This is a genomic window from Pseudanabaena sp. PCC 7367 (assembly GCF_000317065.1).
GTDB lineage: Bacteria > Cyanobacteriota > Cyanobacteriia > Pseudanabaenales > Pseudanabaenaceae > Thalassoporum > Thalassoporum mexicanum.
In genome coordinates this window covers 203,028-221,521 of record NC_019690.1, presented here as the reverse complement: position 1 = coordinate 221,521, position 18,494 = coordinate 203,028, and the positions used below count along the sequence as shown (strand labels likewise).

General features: G+C 41.9%; 17 protein-coding genes. 9 read left to right on the top strand and 8 right to left on the bottom strand.

Annotation, left to right across the window (positions count from 1 at the left end):
* Window positions 1–437 precede the first annotated feature (437 nt).
* The 3 genes from PSE7367_RS19265 to PSE7367_RS19255 all read left to right on the top strand — a co-directional run bounded on the left by PSE7367_RS19265 (window position 438) and on the right by PSE7367_RS19255 (window position 2,753).
* Window positions 438–812 (top strand): hypothetical protein, encoded by a 375-nt coding sequence (locus tag PSE7367_RS19265; protein WP_015146229.1) that lies wholly within the window; start codon window positions 438–440, stop codon window positions 810–812.
* A gap of 359 nt (window positions 813–1,171) precedes the next feature.
* Window positions 1,172–1,357, top strand: a complete 186-nt coding sequence (locus PSE7367_RS19260; RefSeq protein WP_015146228.1) for a hypothetical protein — start codon at window positions 1,172–1,174, stop codon at window positions 1,355–1,357.
* Between the two features lie 655 nt (window positions 1,358–2,012).
* Complete coding sequence (locus tag PSE7367_RS19255) at window positions 2,013–2,753, top strand: PFE-CTERM domain-containing protein (protein ID WP_156800575.1); 741 nt, start codon at window positions 2,013–2,015, stop codon at window positions 2,751–2,753.
* 44 nt (window positions 2,754–2,797) lie between these two features.
* Here PSE7367_RS19255 and PSE7367_RS19250 read toward each other — a convergent pair whose 3' ends face one another.
* The 5 genes from PSE7367_RS19250 to PSE7367_RS19230 form a co-directional block, all read right to left on the bottom strand.
* Window positions 2,798–5,584 carry a sensor histidine kinase gene (locus tag PSE7367_RS19250; protein ID WP_156800574.1) on the bottom strand — a complete coding sequence of 929 codons (2,787 nt, stop codon included), beginning with the start codon at window positions 5,582–5,584 and terminating at the stop codon, window positions 2,798–2,800.
* Window positions 5,585–5,912: 328 nt separating this feature from the next.
* Window positions 5,913–6,440 (bottom strand): hypothetical protein, encoded by a 528-nt coding sequence (locus PSE7367_RS19245; RefSeq protein ID WP_015146225.1) that lies wholly within the window; start codon window positions 6,438–6,440, stop codon window positions 5,913–5,915.
* A gap of 2 nt (window positions 6,441–6,442) precedes the next feature.
* Window positions 6,443–7,489, bottom strand: a complete 1,047-nt coding sequence (locus PSE7367_RS19240) for an AAA family ATPase (RefSeq protein WP_015146224.1) — start codon at window positions 7,487–7,489, stop codon at window positions 6,443–6,445.
* 100 nt (window positions 7,490–7,589) lie between these two features.
* The gene (locus PSE7367_RS19235) at window positions 7,590–7,865 is read right to left on the bottom strand and encodes a hypothetical protein (RefSeq protein WP_015146223.1); all 276 of its coding nucleotides are present in this window, start codon (window positions 7,863–7,865) and stop codon (window positions 7,590–7,592) included.
* 404 nt (window positions 7,866–8,269) lie between these two features.
* Window positions 8,270–8,857, bottom strand: coding sequence for a helix-turn-helix domain-containing protein (locus PSE7367_RS19230; RefSeq protein WP_041700219.1), 588 nt, complete (start codon window positions 8,855–8,857; stop codon window positions 8,270–8,272).
* 1,020 nt (window positions 8,858–9,877) lie between these two features.
* Between PSE7367_RS19230 and PSE7367_RS19225 the strand changes: the two genes are divergently transcribed.
* The 3 genes from PSE7367_RS19225 to PSE7367_RS19215 all read left to right on the top strand — a co-directional run bounded on the left by PSE7367_RS19225 (window position 9,878) and on the right by PSE7367_RS19215 (window position 11,766).
* The gene (locus PSE7367_RS19225) at window positions 9,878–10,264 is read left to right on the top strand and encodes a hypothetical protein (protein ID WP_015146221.1); all 387 of its coding nucleotides are present in this window, start codon (window positions 9,878–9,880) and stop codon (window positions 10,262–10,264) included.
* Window positions 10,254–11,315, top strand: coding sequence for a hypothetical protein (locus PSE7367_RS20885; RefSeq protein ID WP_015146220.1), 1,062 nt, complete (start codon window positions 10,254–10,256; stop codon window positions 11,313–11,315). Before PSE7367_RS19225 ends, PSE7367_RS20885 begins: the two co-directional genes overlap by 11 nt.
* Before the next feature lie 97 nt (window positions 11,316–11,412).
* Entirely contained in the window at window positions 11,413–11,766 is a 354-nt protein-coding gene (locus PSE7367_RS19215; protein WP_015146219.1) for a hypothetical protein, read from the top strand.
* 191 nt (window positions 11,767–11,957) lie between these two features.
* Here the strand turns inward: PSE7367_RS19215 and PSE7367_RS22585 are convergent, their stop codons facing one another.
* Together PSE7367_RS22585 and PSE7367_RS19210 are read right to left on the bottom strand one after the other, a co-directional pair.
* Complete coding sequence (locus PSE7367_RS22585; protein WP_015146218.1) at window positions 11,958–12,125, bottom strand: hypothetical protein; 168 nt, start codon at window positions 12,123–12,125, stop codon at window positions 11,958–11,960.
* A 327-nt stretch (window positions 12,126–12,452) separates the two neighbouring features.
* Window positions 12,453–12,776, bottom strand: a complete 324-nt coding sequence (locus tag PSE7367_RS19210) for a helix-turn-helix domain-containing transcriptional regulator (RefSeq protein ID WP_015146217.1) — start codon at window positions 12,774–12,776, stop codon at window positions 12,453–12,455.
* Window positions 12,777–12,913: 137 nt separating this feature from the next.
* Here PSE7367_RS19210 and PSE7367_RS19205 point away from each other — a divergent pair, with 137 nt between their 5' ends.
* A complete protein-coding gene (locus PSE7367_RS19205; protein WP_015146216.1) occupies window positions 12,914–13,564 on the top strand; it encodes a Uma2 family endonuclease in 651 nt (216 codons plus the stop codon).
* 11 nt (window positions 13,565–13,575) lie between these two features.
* Here PSE7367_RS19205 and PSE7367_RS19200 read toward each other — a convergent pair whose 3' ends face one another.
* Window positions 13,576–17,007 (bottom strand): hypothetical protein, encoded by a 3,432-nt coding sequence (locus PSE7367_RS19200; RefSeq protein WP_015146215.1) that lies wholly within the window; start codon window positions 17,005–17,007, stop codon window positions 13,576–13,578.
* Window positions 17,008–17,485: 478 nt separating this feature from the next.
* Between PSE7367_RS19200 and PSE7367_RS19195 the strand changes: the two genes are divergently transcribed.
* Window positions 17,486–18,148 (top strand): hypothetical protein, encoded by a 663-nt coding sequence (locus PSE7367_RS19195; protein WP_156800572.1) that lies wholly within the window; start codon window positions 17,486–17,488, stop codon window positions 18,146–18,148.
* Between the two features lie 162 nt (window positions 18,149–18,310).
* Window positions 18,311–18,451 carry a hypothetical protein gene (locus PSE7367_RS22270; RefSeq protein WP_015146213.1) on the top strand — a complete coding sequence of 47 codons (141 nt, stop codon included), beginning with the start codon at window positions 18,311–18,313 and terminating at the stop codon, window positions 18,449–18,451.
* Window positions 18,452–18,494: the final 43 nt, after the last annotated feature.

Sequence of the window (18,494 nt, the reverse complement as noted above, 5' to 3'; positions counted from 1 at the left end):
CTTTCAACCAGTTACAACTTAGGGATTAATTTAGTCAACTTAGTAGATTTATTTGTAAATTTAATTTAAACCAAGCTACTTTGAGTCTAGCTACATCAATTCATTGAGCTAATAAATTAGTATTTTTTATTCAAGCTATTTTGCAGCATTAAGTAATTAAGCGATCGGTCGGCGGTCAGCCTTTACTTTTAGCAGCGCAAATTATTTAGTTAGGGATTGCAGGTTAAGAAAGTAGTTGCTGCATAACCCATCAAATAAATTTGAAATGAGTTGTTGATCAAGCATTTTTCTCAGATCACTTCTTTTTTTAGTCCTGAGCCTCGCTTGATTAATCTTGCTCTCTGGTTTTTGCTAATCCAATCAATTAGCGATCGCCAGCAGCCCTTTATATAAATCACTTAATCAATCACTTAAAAGCACCATATAGGCCATCACAAATGAATAAAACAATCGATCGCTTCTTGTTCGGTTTTCGACAGCGCCTAGAGCATTCTAGTTCGTCTCCGGTTGATTCAACTGACACCCAAACGATCAATCCTTACCCAACTTATCCTGTCTGCGATATCGCCTGCGATTTGAACAGATATTGTAGTGTCGATCGGGCAGGGGAAGTTTCTTATCCCCTTAAACAGCATTCCAGCCATGAATTGCTCCTGGATGAAGCCAAGGATGGTGGTTATTGGCGGCAGGGAAATCGATCGCCAGTTTCATTGTCCACCAGGGCTGCTAATCGGATTTGGCAGTTTAGCTATGAATTAATTCAAGTTATTTATTCAAAAAACATAACTGAGGCCGATCGTTCTCAGGAATGATTGTCATAACCCAGCCCCTGAAGAAACCTTGGCTAATGGCGATCGTGGCTATACCTGCGGCGAACCAAACTCCCTGCCCGACGATTGTGAATAAGTTGGCTTAAGTATTTTGGAATACAGAATTGCCTCCGCGTTTATACTTAAGCTAGATATACATAAAGTATTTATATAAAACCAAGCCTGATTAATTGCAATCGAATTAATGTCAAATTGTTTTAAAGCAAGTTTGTAAAAAAGCAATTTAAGCCTAAACTGTAAATATTACAAATATTCCCAGATTAATATACCTAGTAAAAAAGCAAAAAATCTCAATCCTAGCCCAAGCACTGGCTTAATTAGACGGATCTAAACTTTGAACTATGTATGACTGTAATCAAATCCAAACGGCGATCGCTACCTTGCGCAGCAAGCTGGAACTACCCTCACTTATTCAAACGGAATTAGCACGGGTTGGTGCTAAGTATATTAGTGGCGATCTGTTGCAGGAAGATGAAGCGGATATTTTGGACATTATGCTGTTCCTGGCGGAAGGGAACGCTAACTAGCTGTATAACTATTAAATGCATGGGCGATCGTAACTGATCACCAAGAGCTTCAGGGCAATTCAGACGAAAATGAACCTGGCCATTACGTTAGTTAATCTACTTGAGCTAGATCCAGAATCTAGTCTATTTTTTTGCGAAATATAGGCATAAATTTGGTTAAAAGCGCAATATGATTAACGCTAGTCATTTGGCGAAGGAAGATTATTTCGCTTTAATGGGATACTAGAACTGCCAGTTAGGCAACCAAGACGATTCACAATTGTAGTGTCTGGATTAACTGATACACATCCGTTCAATTGATGTAAATTCAATCAATTTAAACCTGTAATTTTTTAAACCTTTAATTTCAATCGGCTGAACTACCTGGATTTAGCTGGTAGCGATTGCGATCAAGGATTCATGTGAGATCAATGAAACTATGAATAAAGAAAGCTGTTACCGCTCGCTGCGGTCAAATTTTGACGATGCCAAATTGTCTCAAGCTAAGCATCTAACTGAACCTCTATCTAAAACTTTATCTGAAGCTCTGTCTAAAGACCAAGCAAACCATCAATTAAGCTGGGGCGATCGATCGCTAATGTCAGCCAGCTTGCTCAAGCTATTTAAATTTGAATTTGAATTTAAATTTAAATTATTCAGACTGCCAAGGTGGAGCATGGTACTGTTCCTGGCCACAGCTAGCCTGTGCGGGGCGATCGGCTTACCCAACCCCGCCGCTGCTCTTACTTTTTCAATGATGGATAACCTAGAGGCACCGGGTGGTGGCTTTTTTGGTGATCCAATCGGTCCTGGTTTTACGATTGAACGTAATCAATATGAAAGCGATACTAACGTTTTCTTCTTTCTAGAAAGTGTGAACCAGATTTTTGCGGTGCCGATTGCAGTGGATGCGGATCAACCAGGTGTGAACTATAACAGCGGTAATCTCAGTATTGGCGCAATTCCGGCTGGGATTATGATTGATTCTTACTATTTTTCCTATGACCCAGAAACTGATGGGATTGGCATTAGTCGATCGACCACCGCTTCGATCACCTTTGATAAACCGATCGGCGGCTTGATTTTCCAGGATACTTTCCTCAGTGCCTCAGATACCCTTGATCCTTCTAATCTTAACTTTGCCCAAGCGAATGTTACTTATCCCCCTGATGGTATTGTTAATCCCGGCATAAATGACATGAATATTGGCGTGGATGGTGGCAGCGCTGGCATTACCTGGACTGGTCGCACCCTGAACTTTGATGTTAGTGCTGGTTCCAATGGGGTAGATAATGTGCGGGTGTTGCTGGTGCCGTTTGAGTTTAGCCCCAGTATGGGATTGGTGGCGCTGGGGCTGGGGGCGGCGGGTTGGTATGTTGCTAAAAAACGCGTGGCTCGTCTTCGTAAAATTTCGTAAAATTTCGTAAAACCAGGCTATAAATCTAACTATAAACCTGGCAATTAGTTCGATCGCATACAGGGCAGTTCAATCGTGAAGGTTGAGCCCTGATCGATCGTGCTGGTTACATTAATGGTGCCGCCGCATAGCTCAATTACCTGCTTAGCGATCGACAAGCCCAAGCCTGTGCCCTCGATTTGGGTAGCATTACTGGCGCGATGAAAGGAGTTAAATAGCTGGTCTAGATCCTGAGCGGGAATGCCAATCCCCTGATCTGCTACTACTACTGTTACTGTTTGATCATGGCGCTCTATGGTCATGCTGACTGTGCTGTGGGCAGGTGAGAACTTGATTGCATTACTCAAGAGATTATGCAAAGCCAGGCTAGCTAAGCGCCGATCGAGCCAAAGCTGACTGCAATCGCCGATCACTTGATAATCCAGGTCGATTGATTTTTGTTGACTAGTTACTTCAAATTTGTTAATTGTTTCCAGGCAGAACGCCCCAAAATCAAGGAAAGCTGGGTCATAGACAAACTTACCCGATTCCAATTTCGCCAATGCCAACACCTCCTCTAGCAAGTTATGCATATGTTGGCAGGCTTGTTTAATATTACTCAAGCGTTTTCGTTTGCTCTGCTCTGACAGTTTGTGGGAATAGTTGATCAGATTCTCACAAGCTGCACTGATTGTAGCGAGTGGGTTACGGAACTCATGGGAAGTAATGTTCACAAATTCAGTTTTGAGCTGATTTAACTCTTGTTCCTTCAGCAGATTAGCTTGCATTTTCGCTTCATTGGTCTTGTAATCAGTAATATCCTGAGCAAAACCAATCAGGTACTTGGGATTACCCGCCTGATCAAAGAGGGGGACTTTGAGGGTACGCAGAATTCTCCTGCCCAGGGTGATACTATCGATCGGTTCTTCGGGAATATCCACGCCCCCTTTGGTCTCATAGGCCTCTAGATCCTTGAGTCGAAAGAAATCTGCCTGTTCTTGGGGAAAGAAATCATAATCCGTTTTACCGATGATATCAGCGGCTGAGACTCCAAACAAATGCTCAAAGATTTCATTGACAAAGATGAACTGGCCAAAATTTTCTGTGCGGCCGTCTTTCACGAATAAAGGAACCGGTAGATTATCCATGATTGTTTGCAGGAAAGCAGAATTATCAGATAGAGCGATCTCGGCTGCTTTACGATCGCTAATATCAATTACGGCGCCAATATAACCACTAATTTCACCATGATCATCGCGTTCTACTACGATCTGCGTCCAGACCCAGGCGATCGTACCATCAACATGCAGTAAGCGACATTCTAAGTCGATTTCCTCTGCTTCATTACGCTCAGCTTGAGCTCTGAAGTTTGACCATTTTGTTAGAACCTGTTCTCGATCGTCAGAGAATAAGGCACTTTCCCACCCTTCTACGATTAATTCCGCTTCACTAAGACCAGTGATCTGACATTCCCGTTCATTTACATAAAGATAGCGCCCTTGTGGGTCGGCTTTCCAGATCCCGATCGGGCTGAGCATTGATAGTAATCGATATCTTTCTCTACTTTCATGCAGGGCAGCTTCTACTTCCTTGCGATCGCTAATATTACGAATAATAACTAAAACTTCATCTTCACCAATAACTACAATCCGAGCCTCTTCATAATAGACCCTTCCTTTTACTTCTATTTTATATTCGTAAATCTGTTTCTCGCCAGTGGCCAAAGCAATTGCAGTGAAGTGCATACGCTGCTCTGCCAGATCGTGAGGTATAGCATCATAAATATTGACATTTTCCATTTCCTCTAGCGGCTTGATCAAGGGGATATCACCACCAGATATCATATCGAGATAATTGCCTGCTGCATCCATCCGCACCAATAAATCGGGAATGGTATCTAAGATAATCTGCTTAGTTGCTTCACTCTCGCGCAGCGCAGTTTCCGTCACCACATGTTTTTTAATCTCTTGATGAAGAAGTTGATTGGCCTGACTTAGTTGCTCTGTCCGTTGTAGCACCTGGGCTTCCACTTCTGCATAGGCTTGACGGAGATCTGCTTCTGCTTTTTTTTGCTCAGTTACATCATTCAATACGGCCAATGAATGGTTAATATTGCCATTCTGGTCATACTCCACGATCGCCGAGAGTAAAACATCTAAGAGCCGACCATCTTTACAAACGAACTGATATGGCACATCTTCTACTCTCCCAGTTTGGAAAAAGACAGGCAAGGCAATCTCTTCTGCATAGCGGCGTGAAGCTGGTGAGAGGAATTCAATCGACTTTCTGCCAATCACTTCCTTTCTGGTGTAGCCAAGTTTTGCCAGCCAATGGTTACTAACATTCACCAATCTGCCCGCACTATCGATCGAATGCATCATTACTGGCGTATTTTCATAGAGATAGCGAGAGCGGAATTCATTTTCCTGGTTTGCTGCTGCCGCTTGCTTTTGGGCAGTGATATCAACGGCGATCGCCTGCACCGCGTCTTTGCCCGGTTCAAAATCCCGAATCACTTGCAAGGTAGAAGCGAAGCATTTATTCCCACTGGGCAATTCAAGCCAATCTTCGGTCTGCAGCGTTTCGCCAGTATCAATTACCTGTGCTAGCCTTTGGCCGGTTAGCTCATATTTTGATGGCTCTAATTCTTGCAACGTCTTGCCCCAGCATTCCTCGATCGATCGCCCTAGATGCTTAGCCGCAACCGGATTGATCGCTAGAACAGTAGTATCCCTGGCATAGACCACGATCGCATGTTCAGAACCATAAAACAACGATCGGTACAGCATGTCAGTTTGCTCCATCGATCGCCTTTGCTTACTTGGGTACCAAGGCTCAGGATTGCCGACCATAGTCTTCAATTGTTAACACAAGGCAAGGGATATGCTGGCTATGTTCAAAATAACAGACGCTCACATATACACGGCTAAATGTAAAGTTTCTTATCAAAGGGAGGGCATACATAGTCTAGCTTACAATGTATATCTGGTTATGCCCCTTGCCAATTAATATTTAGGCCTCAACTACAAGAAACTATATATAGCTGGCCTGTTAACTAGCTAACTGGTTGAATGGTTAACACTACAACGGATGATAATCGCCCTTTCTATCCCCTTGCCGGTTTACGTGATTGAAATGGGGTAAATAAGGTTAGGCGATCGTGAAAGAACCATTTCATCTTTACATAGAAGTAATTGGTAACCCCATTGTTGATGCTGTGCCGTGATCAATTAAAGTGACACGTTGTAAATCAAATAGCGCAACTCTGCCAGCCAGTCGATTATTCAAATTATCTTTTAGTGGCTTAAGATAAACTTTTTTATGATGTTCAGTGAGCTTAAGTATGCATACTATCTTCATCTTATGCGGTGTCATAGGAAAGATTCGGAAAGTTGATGGTAATTCATGAAGTATGTTTTGACCTTTATTTGTGCCACTCCAGGCAGCACCGAGTATAAGTAAGGAATCCGTTATTTTATTAGTAAGATTTTCTAGCAGATGGTCAGGTAACTTTTCAATACTTGTCAAGTGACTGTAATCCTTTACTTCCAAAAGCCAGAATGTATTACGACTTGAATCCCACCAGCAAAAATCAACTTCTTTTAGCTGCTTCCCCTTAAGCCCTTTATATGTGTTCAAATCACAAAAGCGAAAGCATTGATTATTGGGTAGTGAAATATTTAAGCCACTTTCCTGGTAATCTGGCATATCTACACTTCTAACTCCAATCTCACATCCTCCTCATACAGCTTAATAGAAACATCAATAATTGGATTATCAGGAATTCCCTGGCGTAAATCTTGGAATTCCGGTGTGATTGTATTTTCTGTTTCATCTTGTTTCACTAAAGAGCAAATCTGAATTTCTTCATTATGATGACGCGCAATTAGTTCAAACTGCTGAATCACAAAATAGCTATGGGTAGCGAGGTAAATTTGAATTCCTGCTTTACTGAGACTAAACAGCATTTTGCAAAGCGTCACGATCGCTTCAGGATGCAGATTATTTTCGGGCTCATCTATAAATAAGATAGTTCCCTTTTGAAGAACGCGATTACGAATAAGGGTAGTAAGAACGCCAATTTTTTTAACACCTTCAGCCACCTGAAACATGCCAAACTTTTCTCTACCTCGCTTCAGCACAAACTGCTTATCTTCACGGACAATCTCACCACTGAAGAGCTGTTCAAGACTGTCCAGAACTTCCTTTAAATCTTTTTGGATTCTGCCTTGAGTAGTTGGTAAACGTAGGGCGGTAATCAGGTCATAGTATGTATCGTCAAAGCCAAAAATTTCAAGCTGCTCGCGTACTGCGGCGATCGCTTCAAAAGCTGTCAGCACTTCTTTAGGAGGAATAAAAATCGCTCCCAAGTTATCTGAAGGTAGAACAAAATTAGAAATATCTTTGATTTGACGATTGGTGTCACGCCCGAAAGAAAAGTGATAATTTTCTTTGCATATACGAGCTTCTACATTTAATCTACTTTGCCCCTTTGTAACTAATTGACCTAATCCTTTCTCGGGTTGAAATGTCCAAATTAGTTTATCTGCCAGCAGAGTTCTTAGGTCTTTCTGTAAGGAATCTGGCTGTGCTTGTTTATTATGATCTTCTATACTCTTTGCAAGTGCATAAAGGATTTTAAGTAGATAGCTTTTACCGGTATCATTTTTGCCAATTAAGATATTAATTCTGGTATGGTTCTCCCACACAAATTGGTTAAAAATACCAAAGTTATCAAGTTCTAATCTTGAAAACATTTATTTGCTCCGTCGCACTTTCTGATTATTCAGTTAATTTGATTGTATGGTTAGATATCTAGATTAGTTCTCAAACTATAACAGTTAAAATAAAGGTTTCTTAGAAGTCCCATGAATCTCGCTCCGCTTGAATTTGCCGATCGATATCTTCAGCCGATCGATACTTTATTTTGCCCCGTACATTTTCAATTATTTCTAAAATCGATAATGTCTGAGTCTCCTCCAGCAATTGTTCTGGCAGCACCACAAATACATCGACCATCTTCGCCGTGGTGTGGGCGGGCAAGGTGATTTCCACCCGATTCCCTGGTAGCACTTTGGTTTTGACGTGGATCGCGGTTTGCATTTGGATCGCAGTTTGGGTTAGTTCAGTCATAGGTTTTGAGTTTTAAGGATAGCAATAAAAAGGAACTTGGCTGAGTTGTAAAAGAAAGACTATCAGACCATCATAGCTCAGGCGTTATGCCAACTTTTGCAGGCGATCGACTTATCCCAAACCTAATCCTGGCGATTGCTGGTAATTAATTTGTAATTAATTAGTAACTAAATTAACCCCCACCAACTATGGCAGGGGCTTGATATTGATCAACATTTGGGGCATTCCTCAACTAGCTTAATGATTAATTAAAATGATTAATTTAGCTGATGCAAAGCGATTTGATTTAACGAACTAGCTAAATCAGCCAAGAACTAGTACCTGACTAAGATTTAGCTTACTTATTTACGCAGCAAGAATGCTCAAAAAAAGTTTAAATAGTTTTTCGATCCGATCGAAATGTGCTAGGGATATTTACCCCTTTTGCCATTCTTTGACCCCAGCGTATTGATACTCGATTCTGCTTCAAGAGCCGACCACATATAAGGTTCACCACAATCACGAATTGCAATTAACTTTTCTGTTGCGTAGCGTTCCTCTTGGTCAGGATCGATCTGCGCCATAATGATCGAAAAACCCAACAATTCAGTATCAGTTGGGTCGCGGCGATTATGCAATAGGTCGTCTAGTTGCTCGATCTCAAAATTGGTATAGATCAATGCCTTCTTTTGCAAATCACGTAGGGTGACATCAAATTCATTCAACCACCACAACAGGAATGCTGTAAACGGACGTGGCCGCTTCAGATAGGCATAACCTAAATCAGGCAGATCGAAAGCAGCCTCTAGGAATTCAACACGAGCATCATTAGGCAACGCCATAATTAATTTAATTAAGCTTTCTGTGGCCAGACTTTTGCGGCCAGTTTTGAAGTTGCTAATTTGAGCTTCGGACAACCCCGACTGATGAGCCATTTGGGTGCCGGTTAATTCGTGGCGCTGCATTACTAGACTAAGAATCTCATGCGGCGATCGCATTGCTTTTGTGTCCATTATCTTTGGGCATGTACTTTGATAATTGAGTTGCATACGTCGTTACTACTATCTATTAATGTCAGCCACCTCTACCAAGATCGGAGCAGACCCAGCCCAACTAGTCTTAGTTAGTTGGGTTAATCAATGGTTTAAGATTTAGGATTTAGCTTTCTAAATGTCCCAGAAATGAATAGGTTAAAAGCGAAGCAATGAAGGAACTAAATCTTTATCAAGTGAGGCAAAAAGGTAATAGTAGAGATAATACTTAATAGTACCGCCTGTGTGCAACCTTTTATAAGGATATATTCAATTTTCATGACAATCCCTGTTTGTATTTAAAAACACTATAGATTGCAATAAAATATAATTTGACATATTCTAGACGTATAACTTAGAATATACTTAATGGCAAGATTAAGCACCATATATAGTTTAACTGCAAATTACACTAATGCATAAGAGGCTATTATATTTTTAATGGAAACAAAGACTATTTCCCCTGCTATCACTAACTATTAGCAACATTCAAACATCCGTGCTAACAGTTAACGATCGTGTCTGCTTATCTACATCTTGAGCTAACTTGGGCTAACTAAATACTCGATGACTCCCCCGGACAACCACCTTTTGGCAGCTTATTTGATTTGACTATATTTATTATTCCCATTTGCTAGACAACTTATAACATTCTAGCCAAACAACCGGCTAGAAGCAGTTGTAATTACCGTACCTTGGGGCTTAAGCGTAGTTTGAAATTAAAATTAAGTTTAAATTAAAACTCCAATTAATACCTCACAAAAAATTAAAGTCAGCAATGGGTTAATTTTCGTTAAATGGGTGCATTTTATTAAAGATTCTCACCCATTAGATATCTAAGCAGGCTAGAAAGATCGCCCCCAGCACTAATTCGATCGTTCTAGTTAGTTCCTAAACTCTTATAATTGCTTGCATTTATTAGCATTGTTGCTTGCATTTTTAAGATGTTCAATATTCCTATTAGTTTCGCTAGCTTCAAAATTATTCAAACCAGATCTACCGATGAACCAACTAAGAAAAACTCACCAACATCAATCGAACATAGCGAATTTGCGCCAACTCAGTCGTTCTCAATTGCTAGCCAAAATTACCCTTAGGCATCTGGAATTGGGCAAGAACAAAGACCTGGCGCGATTGTTCCAGGCCACCGAAGCACAGATTAGCAACTGGAGCCGAAAGGCCGATGCTTCCTATATGGATCGATCGCTGCGCCACGCTACTGCCCTGGGTCTACCTAAACCGATTGCCGTGGCTGGGTTGGATGCCCGCCGTGCCCACATGCAGCAAGTTCAGCAATATCAAGCGGAACTGACCGCGATTTTAGATTTGTTGTTCGCCTTAGAAACTACAGCAACCCTAGAAACAGGAGATACGCCCTATGCCAGCTAATGCGCAGTCCCAACCGGATCGATGGAATGATGACTTTAATAATTTCAATCACTTGCATAATGACTTGGATGGGGGGGCTGATCCTGAAGCTGATCCTGAAGTTGAAGTTGAATCTAACTTTAAATCTAATCTGGAATCGAATCGAGGATTTAAGCAAGCAGACTTGAATCAAGGCGATCGCCCCTTGAGCCTTTCTAATTCAGCGATCGTGAATGCTGAGATTGTGAGCCAGCTTACTAATAGCAATGAGCTAACTGAGGCCGAATTACAATCACCGCTCTCGGTCGCAGAACGGCAGCGCTTGCATAAATATGAGCAGATGATTCGGCAGAATATTATCGAAATCGGTCTAGCCTTGCTGGATATTCAAGAGAGCCGCCTCTACCGCGAAACCCACGCGAATTTTGAAGCCTATGCGTTTGAGCAGTTTGGGATTAGCAAGACCTATGCCTATGGCAAGATTGCCGCCGCAAAGGTGATTAAAAATCTTACCGGTGTTGCGCCAATGCTGCCCCAAAATGAACGGCAATGCCGACCCTTGGCGGGGTTGGATGCTCAGCAACAAAGACTGGCATGGCAGGAGGTGCTGGCAACGGGCGATCGCATTACAGGAAAGCTGGTGAAGGAGATTGTGGCCAAATATCAAGAGCGATCGAAACCTGCTAGTTTGCCCATGTCTGAGCCGGATCGAGCGGGTGGGCTTGAGCCTAATTCTGGACTAGAGCCAATTACGATCGATATTGATCCAGATCTGGCAATTTCGCAAGATAACCATTTAACCAATCAGCTTGCTGAACAACCAACCATTCAAACAGGCATCAGTTCAACCGCTCAGCCAGCTAACCAGCGCGAACTATTAAATGCTAGAGCCAATTTTAAGAAGCTTTCGGCAAATGAACGCCGCCAGATTCAAATTAAACAGCAGCAAAAAATTCGCCAACTAATGGAAACTTTATTCACGCGCTGCACTCCGGCGATGTCCAAGTTGGTGCATCGCAAGCTAGAGCAATATTTCTATCAGTTTGTGCCAGACCAGGACTTAAGTTCGTAGGTTCTTTACAAATTTGTAAATCTAGCGATCGCCTCAATCAACTCAGCCAATTAATTCAAGCCCGCGCCTAAGCCTAAATAATCCAGGAGTAATCACCATGACCACCGAATTTATGATTCTGCAACCAGTTCTCAATCAGACCGCGCCTCAACCAGAAATGCCCGTAGTAATTGAGCTTGAGCCAGCCTTTAGCCAACCGATCGATCGCCCTCAACACGCAACCAATACATCAATCCAAATGGAGGAAATGGCAGAAATGGAAGAAACAGAACGATTGGTAGATTTTTATCAACCCCACCAAAGCCGCATTCCTGATTTTGACCTAAACGAATGTGAAGCGCTCCATGCCCACTATATGGCTCAGCTCGAAACCTGTAATGCGAAAGCTAAACCAGTGATTCTGGCTTGTCTAGTGCGATTGGAAACCCAAATGGAAGCCTTATTAGGTTAGTTCGCTCATTCTATCCCCAACGAACGTAATAACTAAGAACCGACCCAGACAGGGGAGTAGAGTAATGCCTACTCCTTCTTTTTGTGCTTCTTGTGGCTTCTGGTTGGTGGATGGCTTGGTTCTTTACTTGTTTTTTTTGAAGTTTGCCAGGGGTCAATCTAGCTAGGCCGAATTAGCCCAAACTAGTTAGCTTAATGGGGTTGCAACTTAGCTTCCAAAGACCGAATATATTCGCGGATTACATCGGTTTGGCGGCGATCGGTCAGACGACAATACTGATCGAGGATCGCCTTTTCGCTTTTGGGCAGCCGAATAAACAAGCCTTCTCTAGAACCTTCACCAATTAGTTTTTTTGACATAGATCAATAGATTGGTAAAACACAAGGGGATCGGTTAAGCGCCAACTAGCTTATATACACTGATATGTATATATGACATGTAAAATGTAAAGGGTGCTAAGACGACTGAAACTTAATCATATCGCCAATATCAAGGCTTGATCCAGCAATGTGCAAATATTTAGGATCGGGCACCAGGGAGCGCTGACTACCACTATTGTATAGCAGCGAGCAATAATCAGTATATATTCCTCAAGATTATATGTATTTCTGTATTATTTGGTGTTTGGCCTATTTATCTCGATCGAATTGGTTAATTTATAGAACTAGCTAGGCCAATCTTGGCAGCTAATTGCAGGGCACAGTATTGATTTGAATCTCTACATTCAGATATCGTCGCAAAACATCAATAATAATTGCGAAATTATCCATAGTCGGATTACCTTGAGCTGATAGCATTCGGTGTAAGCTTTTGCTGGGCTTAGCCGTAGCGATCGCCAATTCTTCAAATCCCACTGTGGCATTAACCAGATCTCGTGGCATGAATCTAGCTACCTCTGGTTCGCCATTTAGAAAAAGTGAAATAGCTTCATTCAGCAAACCACTAGCAAATTCAGGATCGCTTTGCACCCTTTCTTGTATGGTTTCTTGATAGTCTCTGGTCAATAGCATAATTACTAACCTTGGCTCTTTTTTCTTACAATAATGACTTAGCCCGATTGATATCTATTCTATTAACTATTGCACTGATCTACACTGATCTACATTGATCGCTGACCAAACTTGCCTGATGTAGCCAGGAAGATGCCATGATTAGCCAAGCCCAAGGTGATGCCCATAAAGAGATACAGAGCGACTTACCCACCATGTCGCCAGCAGCATATCTGACCTGGGAAGCCAATCAAGAATTCAAATATGAATATGAGAACGGCAAGATTATCGCCATGACCGGGGGCACCATTCCCCATAGCCAGGTTGCTACTAATTTCGCCGCCCTGCTGATCCCGCATTTACGTGGTAAAAACTGCAAGGTTGCAGTTAGTGATGCCAAGGTCATGATCAAAGCTGGGAAATACTACTATCCAGACATTGTGGTCACCTGCGATCAACGCGATCGGTTTGCCCGTGATTTCTGGCAATATCCTTGTCTGGTGGCCGAGGTACTATCGCCTGCTGCCGAAGCCCGCGATCGCGGCATCAAGCAACAAACCTATATGCTGCTCGATACCTTACAAACCTATATCCTAATTAACCCAGAGCAACCCAGGATTGAAGTTTACCAGCGACGCGATCGCACCTGGGAATATTCATCCACCACGATTGAAGCATCAGCAGCCGATCCCTTAATTCATATTTTTAGCCTTAATCTGGAGTTTCCCCTCTCACTGCTATATGAAAATATTGATTTTGAGGATCTGGCCGATGAGGATTTGAAAGATGCACCTGATTTGACAAAGTAGGGGTATCAGAATCAACAAGGATCGGTTTCATGAGCACAGGCAGTCAATTCAAAAATGTCGCTTACTAGACTATCTCTCTCCTCCAGAATAGATGCTGCATTGTATTGGGCATTTTGAGCTGCTTCCTTGATTTTGGCCTGACATTTGTCTAAATACGTAGCCAGGTGGCCATTATAGCGCCGTTGACCCTTCAAGGCTTGACCTAGTGAATTATCCTTTTGAAAGCTCTCTTGGCCTTTTAAACCGTTAAACAGCCATGCTATTTCATGATGACGTTCCTGAGCATTAGATTGAGTATAAATCCTCAAAGTGGCGCAGATAGCGGCAAATACTTTACCCAGATCAGCAATATCTGTCACCCGGTATGGATAAAGATCCCGGATACTAGTAGCGTGAAGATCATGGGTCGCCTTATTTCTAGCCTCGGTGTAGCGTCTAATTCTCCATTTGCCTTCTTCGGTAGCCATTTGCTCAATAACACCACCATCATCAGCAATTGCCCATGCATAGGTAAATAGGCGATAGCATTCTTCTAGCTTTTTGTCCCAATCATTTAAATCTAAATCATTTGTTTCAGTTAATTGAGGGCTCTGATCACCAAATTCTGTCTGGTTATTGCTACACAGATGGCAGAGGCCGCGAATTAAAAATAAATAGCACGATGTTGGCCCAAACATATAAATCAATTGTTTGCTTTGGGGATCATCTGGATCAACCGTACTTCTAGGTAGCATTAAGAAGCGCATATCGAGATATAAGAACTCATTGATCACCTCAGATTCATCATGCATTTCCCCCTGTAATTTGAGTTTTTTGTAGCCAGGTGGATGCTCACCGATCGTCTCACGGATATTTGGCACCGCATCAATTTCATAGCGCCCAAATATGCGATGTTCTTTGGCCAAATCGGAAGACATGCCGCTATTTCGTTTGATCTCGTGATAGCAACGCTTACCAGTGGCGGTATAACGAAGCAATGCATGATCACGACGCTGCTGTGCCCAAGTGCGGCAATCGCCAGGTGTCATAGAAATGCCCAACTGATTCGCCGCATCGATCGTAAAGCCATCTCGAACGAATGAAGCCATTAGTAAGGCTAGACACTGATAAGCTGTACAAATAACATATAGTTCATCATCCCCGTTGCAAGCTGCATATAAACGAGCACGTTCTAGAAGAAACAAACGTCCCCCATGAATATGCTTTGGTTCTGTTCTATTAGCAATGCGCTTAGAATCAGTCGGTAGTTTGTACACAGGATTTACCGTGCCAGCCGCTGTAGGAAAGAACAGCAACATTTTTGCCCTCAATAGATAGATTTTAGAGAGCAACTTGTAATAGGGGGCAAAGGTGGCCTGAGAAACCTCATGGATCACATAATATTTAGCCAATCTGACTGTGAGCAACTGTTCTGCCCGGTCTAATGCTTGCCATGCATTACCCAGACAATCTTTCGTATCTCGTAATTGCTCATCCGCAAGGAAATAATGAGTCTGTTCTGATGCTAACTCCGATTGCCAGTCTAAGACATAGAAATATTCAGCTAGACATAGTTCATAGCGGACAAGCAAAGAGCCTGAAAAAGCGTATTTTTCCATGTCGTTGTAGCGACTATACTGTGTTTCGTATTTGTCACACCAATAAACCCAACTTTTAGATATATGATCTAATAATCGTTTTAATACATCTAAATACTTGAAGGCACTACGGTATGAGCCTTCAGTTAGGAAAGTCTCAGTGATCGTGAGGTAGGCATCAAAGGTAGCGTAAGAGAATGACTTAACGTCTACTTTGACTTTATCTGGCAATAATTCTGTCCTTAACCAACTCTCCATGGCAAAGGATGAAAATGGATAGCCAGTCACCAAGGCCTTTGCCTCATCAATGATGTATTGTTGTTCTACGCGATGTAGTAAATCATGCACATAAGTCTGAGATGGAATCCCTGTTAAATTAACTGCCCGCAGACGCGCCTGGAGAGCAGCCTTAGCTGCACTGGCTAGTACGTCAAAATGACAGTAATCTCCACGACCTATTGGATCAATGAAGGTGAATTCTTCATAAGAGCGAATACCCATATAGTAGGATTCATTAGAGATGTTAATAGGATTGCTTTCCCCTTTTTTCTGCAAAGGTTGGTAGCTAGCTGTTAATGCTTTTTCAATCGTTTCATAGCGACAAAGCTTCACTAAGCAATGAGACCAAACTGCTGAAGGAACATTGTTCTGAATAATGTCCTGGTGGATCAAGACATCATGGGCGATCGGGAAATAATCATCCTGTAAGCAATTAATACCCCAGAATAAAGCCTTATTGATTACCCGTATTACTTGAGAAAGAGTGCCTCCCAACCCAGAGCTTTTTATTGTGAAGTGAATTCGAGATTTTCCTTCAACCTGTGTTTTTAGCTTTTCATAAACCCTTTTAGAGAAGGGGGTGTAGGATCTATTTTTATTATTTTGATCATCATTATCTTCTTCTTTTATCCGGACATAGAACTCAACCTCTGCCTCGGATGTCTTTCGTGATAATAATTGCTCAAAAATTGTATCTATGGGTGTGTGAAGAGGTTCATATTGTGGAAAATGAAGCTCTAACAATTCCTTATGAAATACACCTTGTGCTTTATTTCCCTTGTGGATTGGTACTGGCAGAGGACCAAGATGATTGATGGTAATTCCTTGAATATAGACTGGTAGTTCTTGATTGAGCAGGTTATTATCAACAACAACTTGCGTGAAGCGCTCCACAAAAGCATGCGGTAAAAACCTTTTAACATATTGATCCTGGTCATTAAAACTAATGAAGCGCATCTGACCTGTACCTGCCTGCAATAGCAGACGTGTAATTGCATTTTTTACCTTACCTATTAGTAGCTTGTGTTCTTGTAGCCGTAGCTCAAAAAATTTGTTAATACAGCCATCAACATCATCAAGGCTTGTAATTGGCTCAGAGGGTGACTCCGAAAAATCAGCACCGATTGAGGCCTTATAAAGATCTATAATCTGCTGCTTGCGATGTTGCCCAGGATATAGAGCCAGATTAAGTAACGCTTGCTGCACCAGAATATCGTCATCACCGGCTCGTAAGCCTAGTTGTTCACGCTCTTCCCAAGTGAGTTGGCTCTGCATATGAAAGGCACGCAGAATATCCTCTCTAGAAGGTTTTTGAGCATTCGGCTTAACTTTTTGGTTCTTTTGATTGCTTAAAAACAGATCTGGCTGTTCTTCAATAGCTTGCAGTACATGGGTGAGACCATTAACTAGCTCACTGACTGTTTGAAGCTTTATGTGAGCTTTCCTACCTTCATTTTTTGTTCTTTCCTCTCTCAATGGAAGCCCAAAAAGGACATGTCCGATCGAATCGGCACTTAATCCTGGTATGCCAATGAGGATATCTAGCAGATATTTTTTTAATTCCTGAGCTCGACGATCGTCATCCACGACAAAATGGCATTACTGAAAATAATAATTGCGAACTTTTATAGAGCATTAGCTTGCAATGCCTTATAAATATCATGATATTTATCATGGTATGCTTTTAGCATGTAATTATTTTACCAGCTTATGATTGTTAGTATGTATTAAATTTACCAGCCAAAACGCGATTGTAAGCACTAAAAACTAATATTTTATGGTTTTTGGGGTTTTTAATGACTATTATTACTTAGTTACTTGTTAGTTACTTGCTTAGGAGGGTAGAAATTATCTATGCCTAATTATAGCTGACTATTACAGCTTAGATCTAGTCAGAACAAGTGGTTTGCTTTTAAATATTATTGGGGGAAAGGCGTGTATTTCTCTTGTATCCCACCTGGCGGGGTGGGTTTATAGAAATACGGCACAATCCCCCCAGCACCTTTACAGACAGCATATCTGGGATAAAGGTGCACATGACGTTATATTCATGGAGCTTAATTATATGGCGATAACGCAAAAAATACAAAGCTCAAGCGGAGCATTGTTTATGACTCTGCTCTTTTTAGTGCCGGTGTTTGCTTCCCTTTGGTTCCAAATGCAGCAGATGCCGGTAGCATTGTACCTCGTGGTCGATCAATCCGATTCGATGAAAGCGACCGGAGAGCTTGACCACCGGATTGACAAAATTTGCACCAGTATAGAAGAGCAGACAGATATCGGTGATACCTTCTCCACGCTGTACTTTGCGGCCAGCACCGAAGTGTCGCACGAAGTGAAGACCGGAAACCGTTTTGATGCGATCAGGCTCTGTGACAATTTACCTCTGGATCAAGGCAATGTTGGTAGGGCTGGTGGAGTATGGCCTACTACTAATTGGATAAACCAAAGCAGGCTGACCATAGATAATCAGCATCAAATTGCCAACGCTAAGGTGATGGCTAATTCTGGTGGCTCTTGTGCGTTCCCATCCCAAAAACCAGATTTGTCCGATACATTGACTAACCGAGAACAATTAATCAGGCAAGTGTGGCGGTGTCAGCTTTACTGGACTAACAGGATTGAAGCACCTGAAACGTTAACTACGGAGCAGTTAGAGCAGCTTTTACAAGATTGCAAAAATGCTAGATCTGGAGGTGTGGCTCCACCTCAAAAAGTGGACAGTTAGTTTAAGCGGTTTGTGCTAGAGCAAACCAGTAATCGGGAGTGTAAATTAAATTCGCATTCGTGAATCTTGAAAAGAACTAATTAAGTTGCTGCTGCTAAACCTTTTTCACTTTATTATTTATTATTTATCTTAGTGATGTAATTGTGAGGAGTGCTTTGGCGGATGGCAACCTTTAATGTAAATACAATTGCCGATGGGAATGATGGCAGTAATGCTGGGTCTGGCATAAGTTTGCGGGATGTGCTCATCATTGCCAATACCAATGGCGATGTTCATTGCGATCGTTCAACAGTCATTAGCTAACCCTGGCAATCTGGTCTTTGTTTAGTGTTATTTTTCAAAGCGG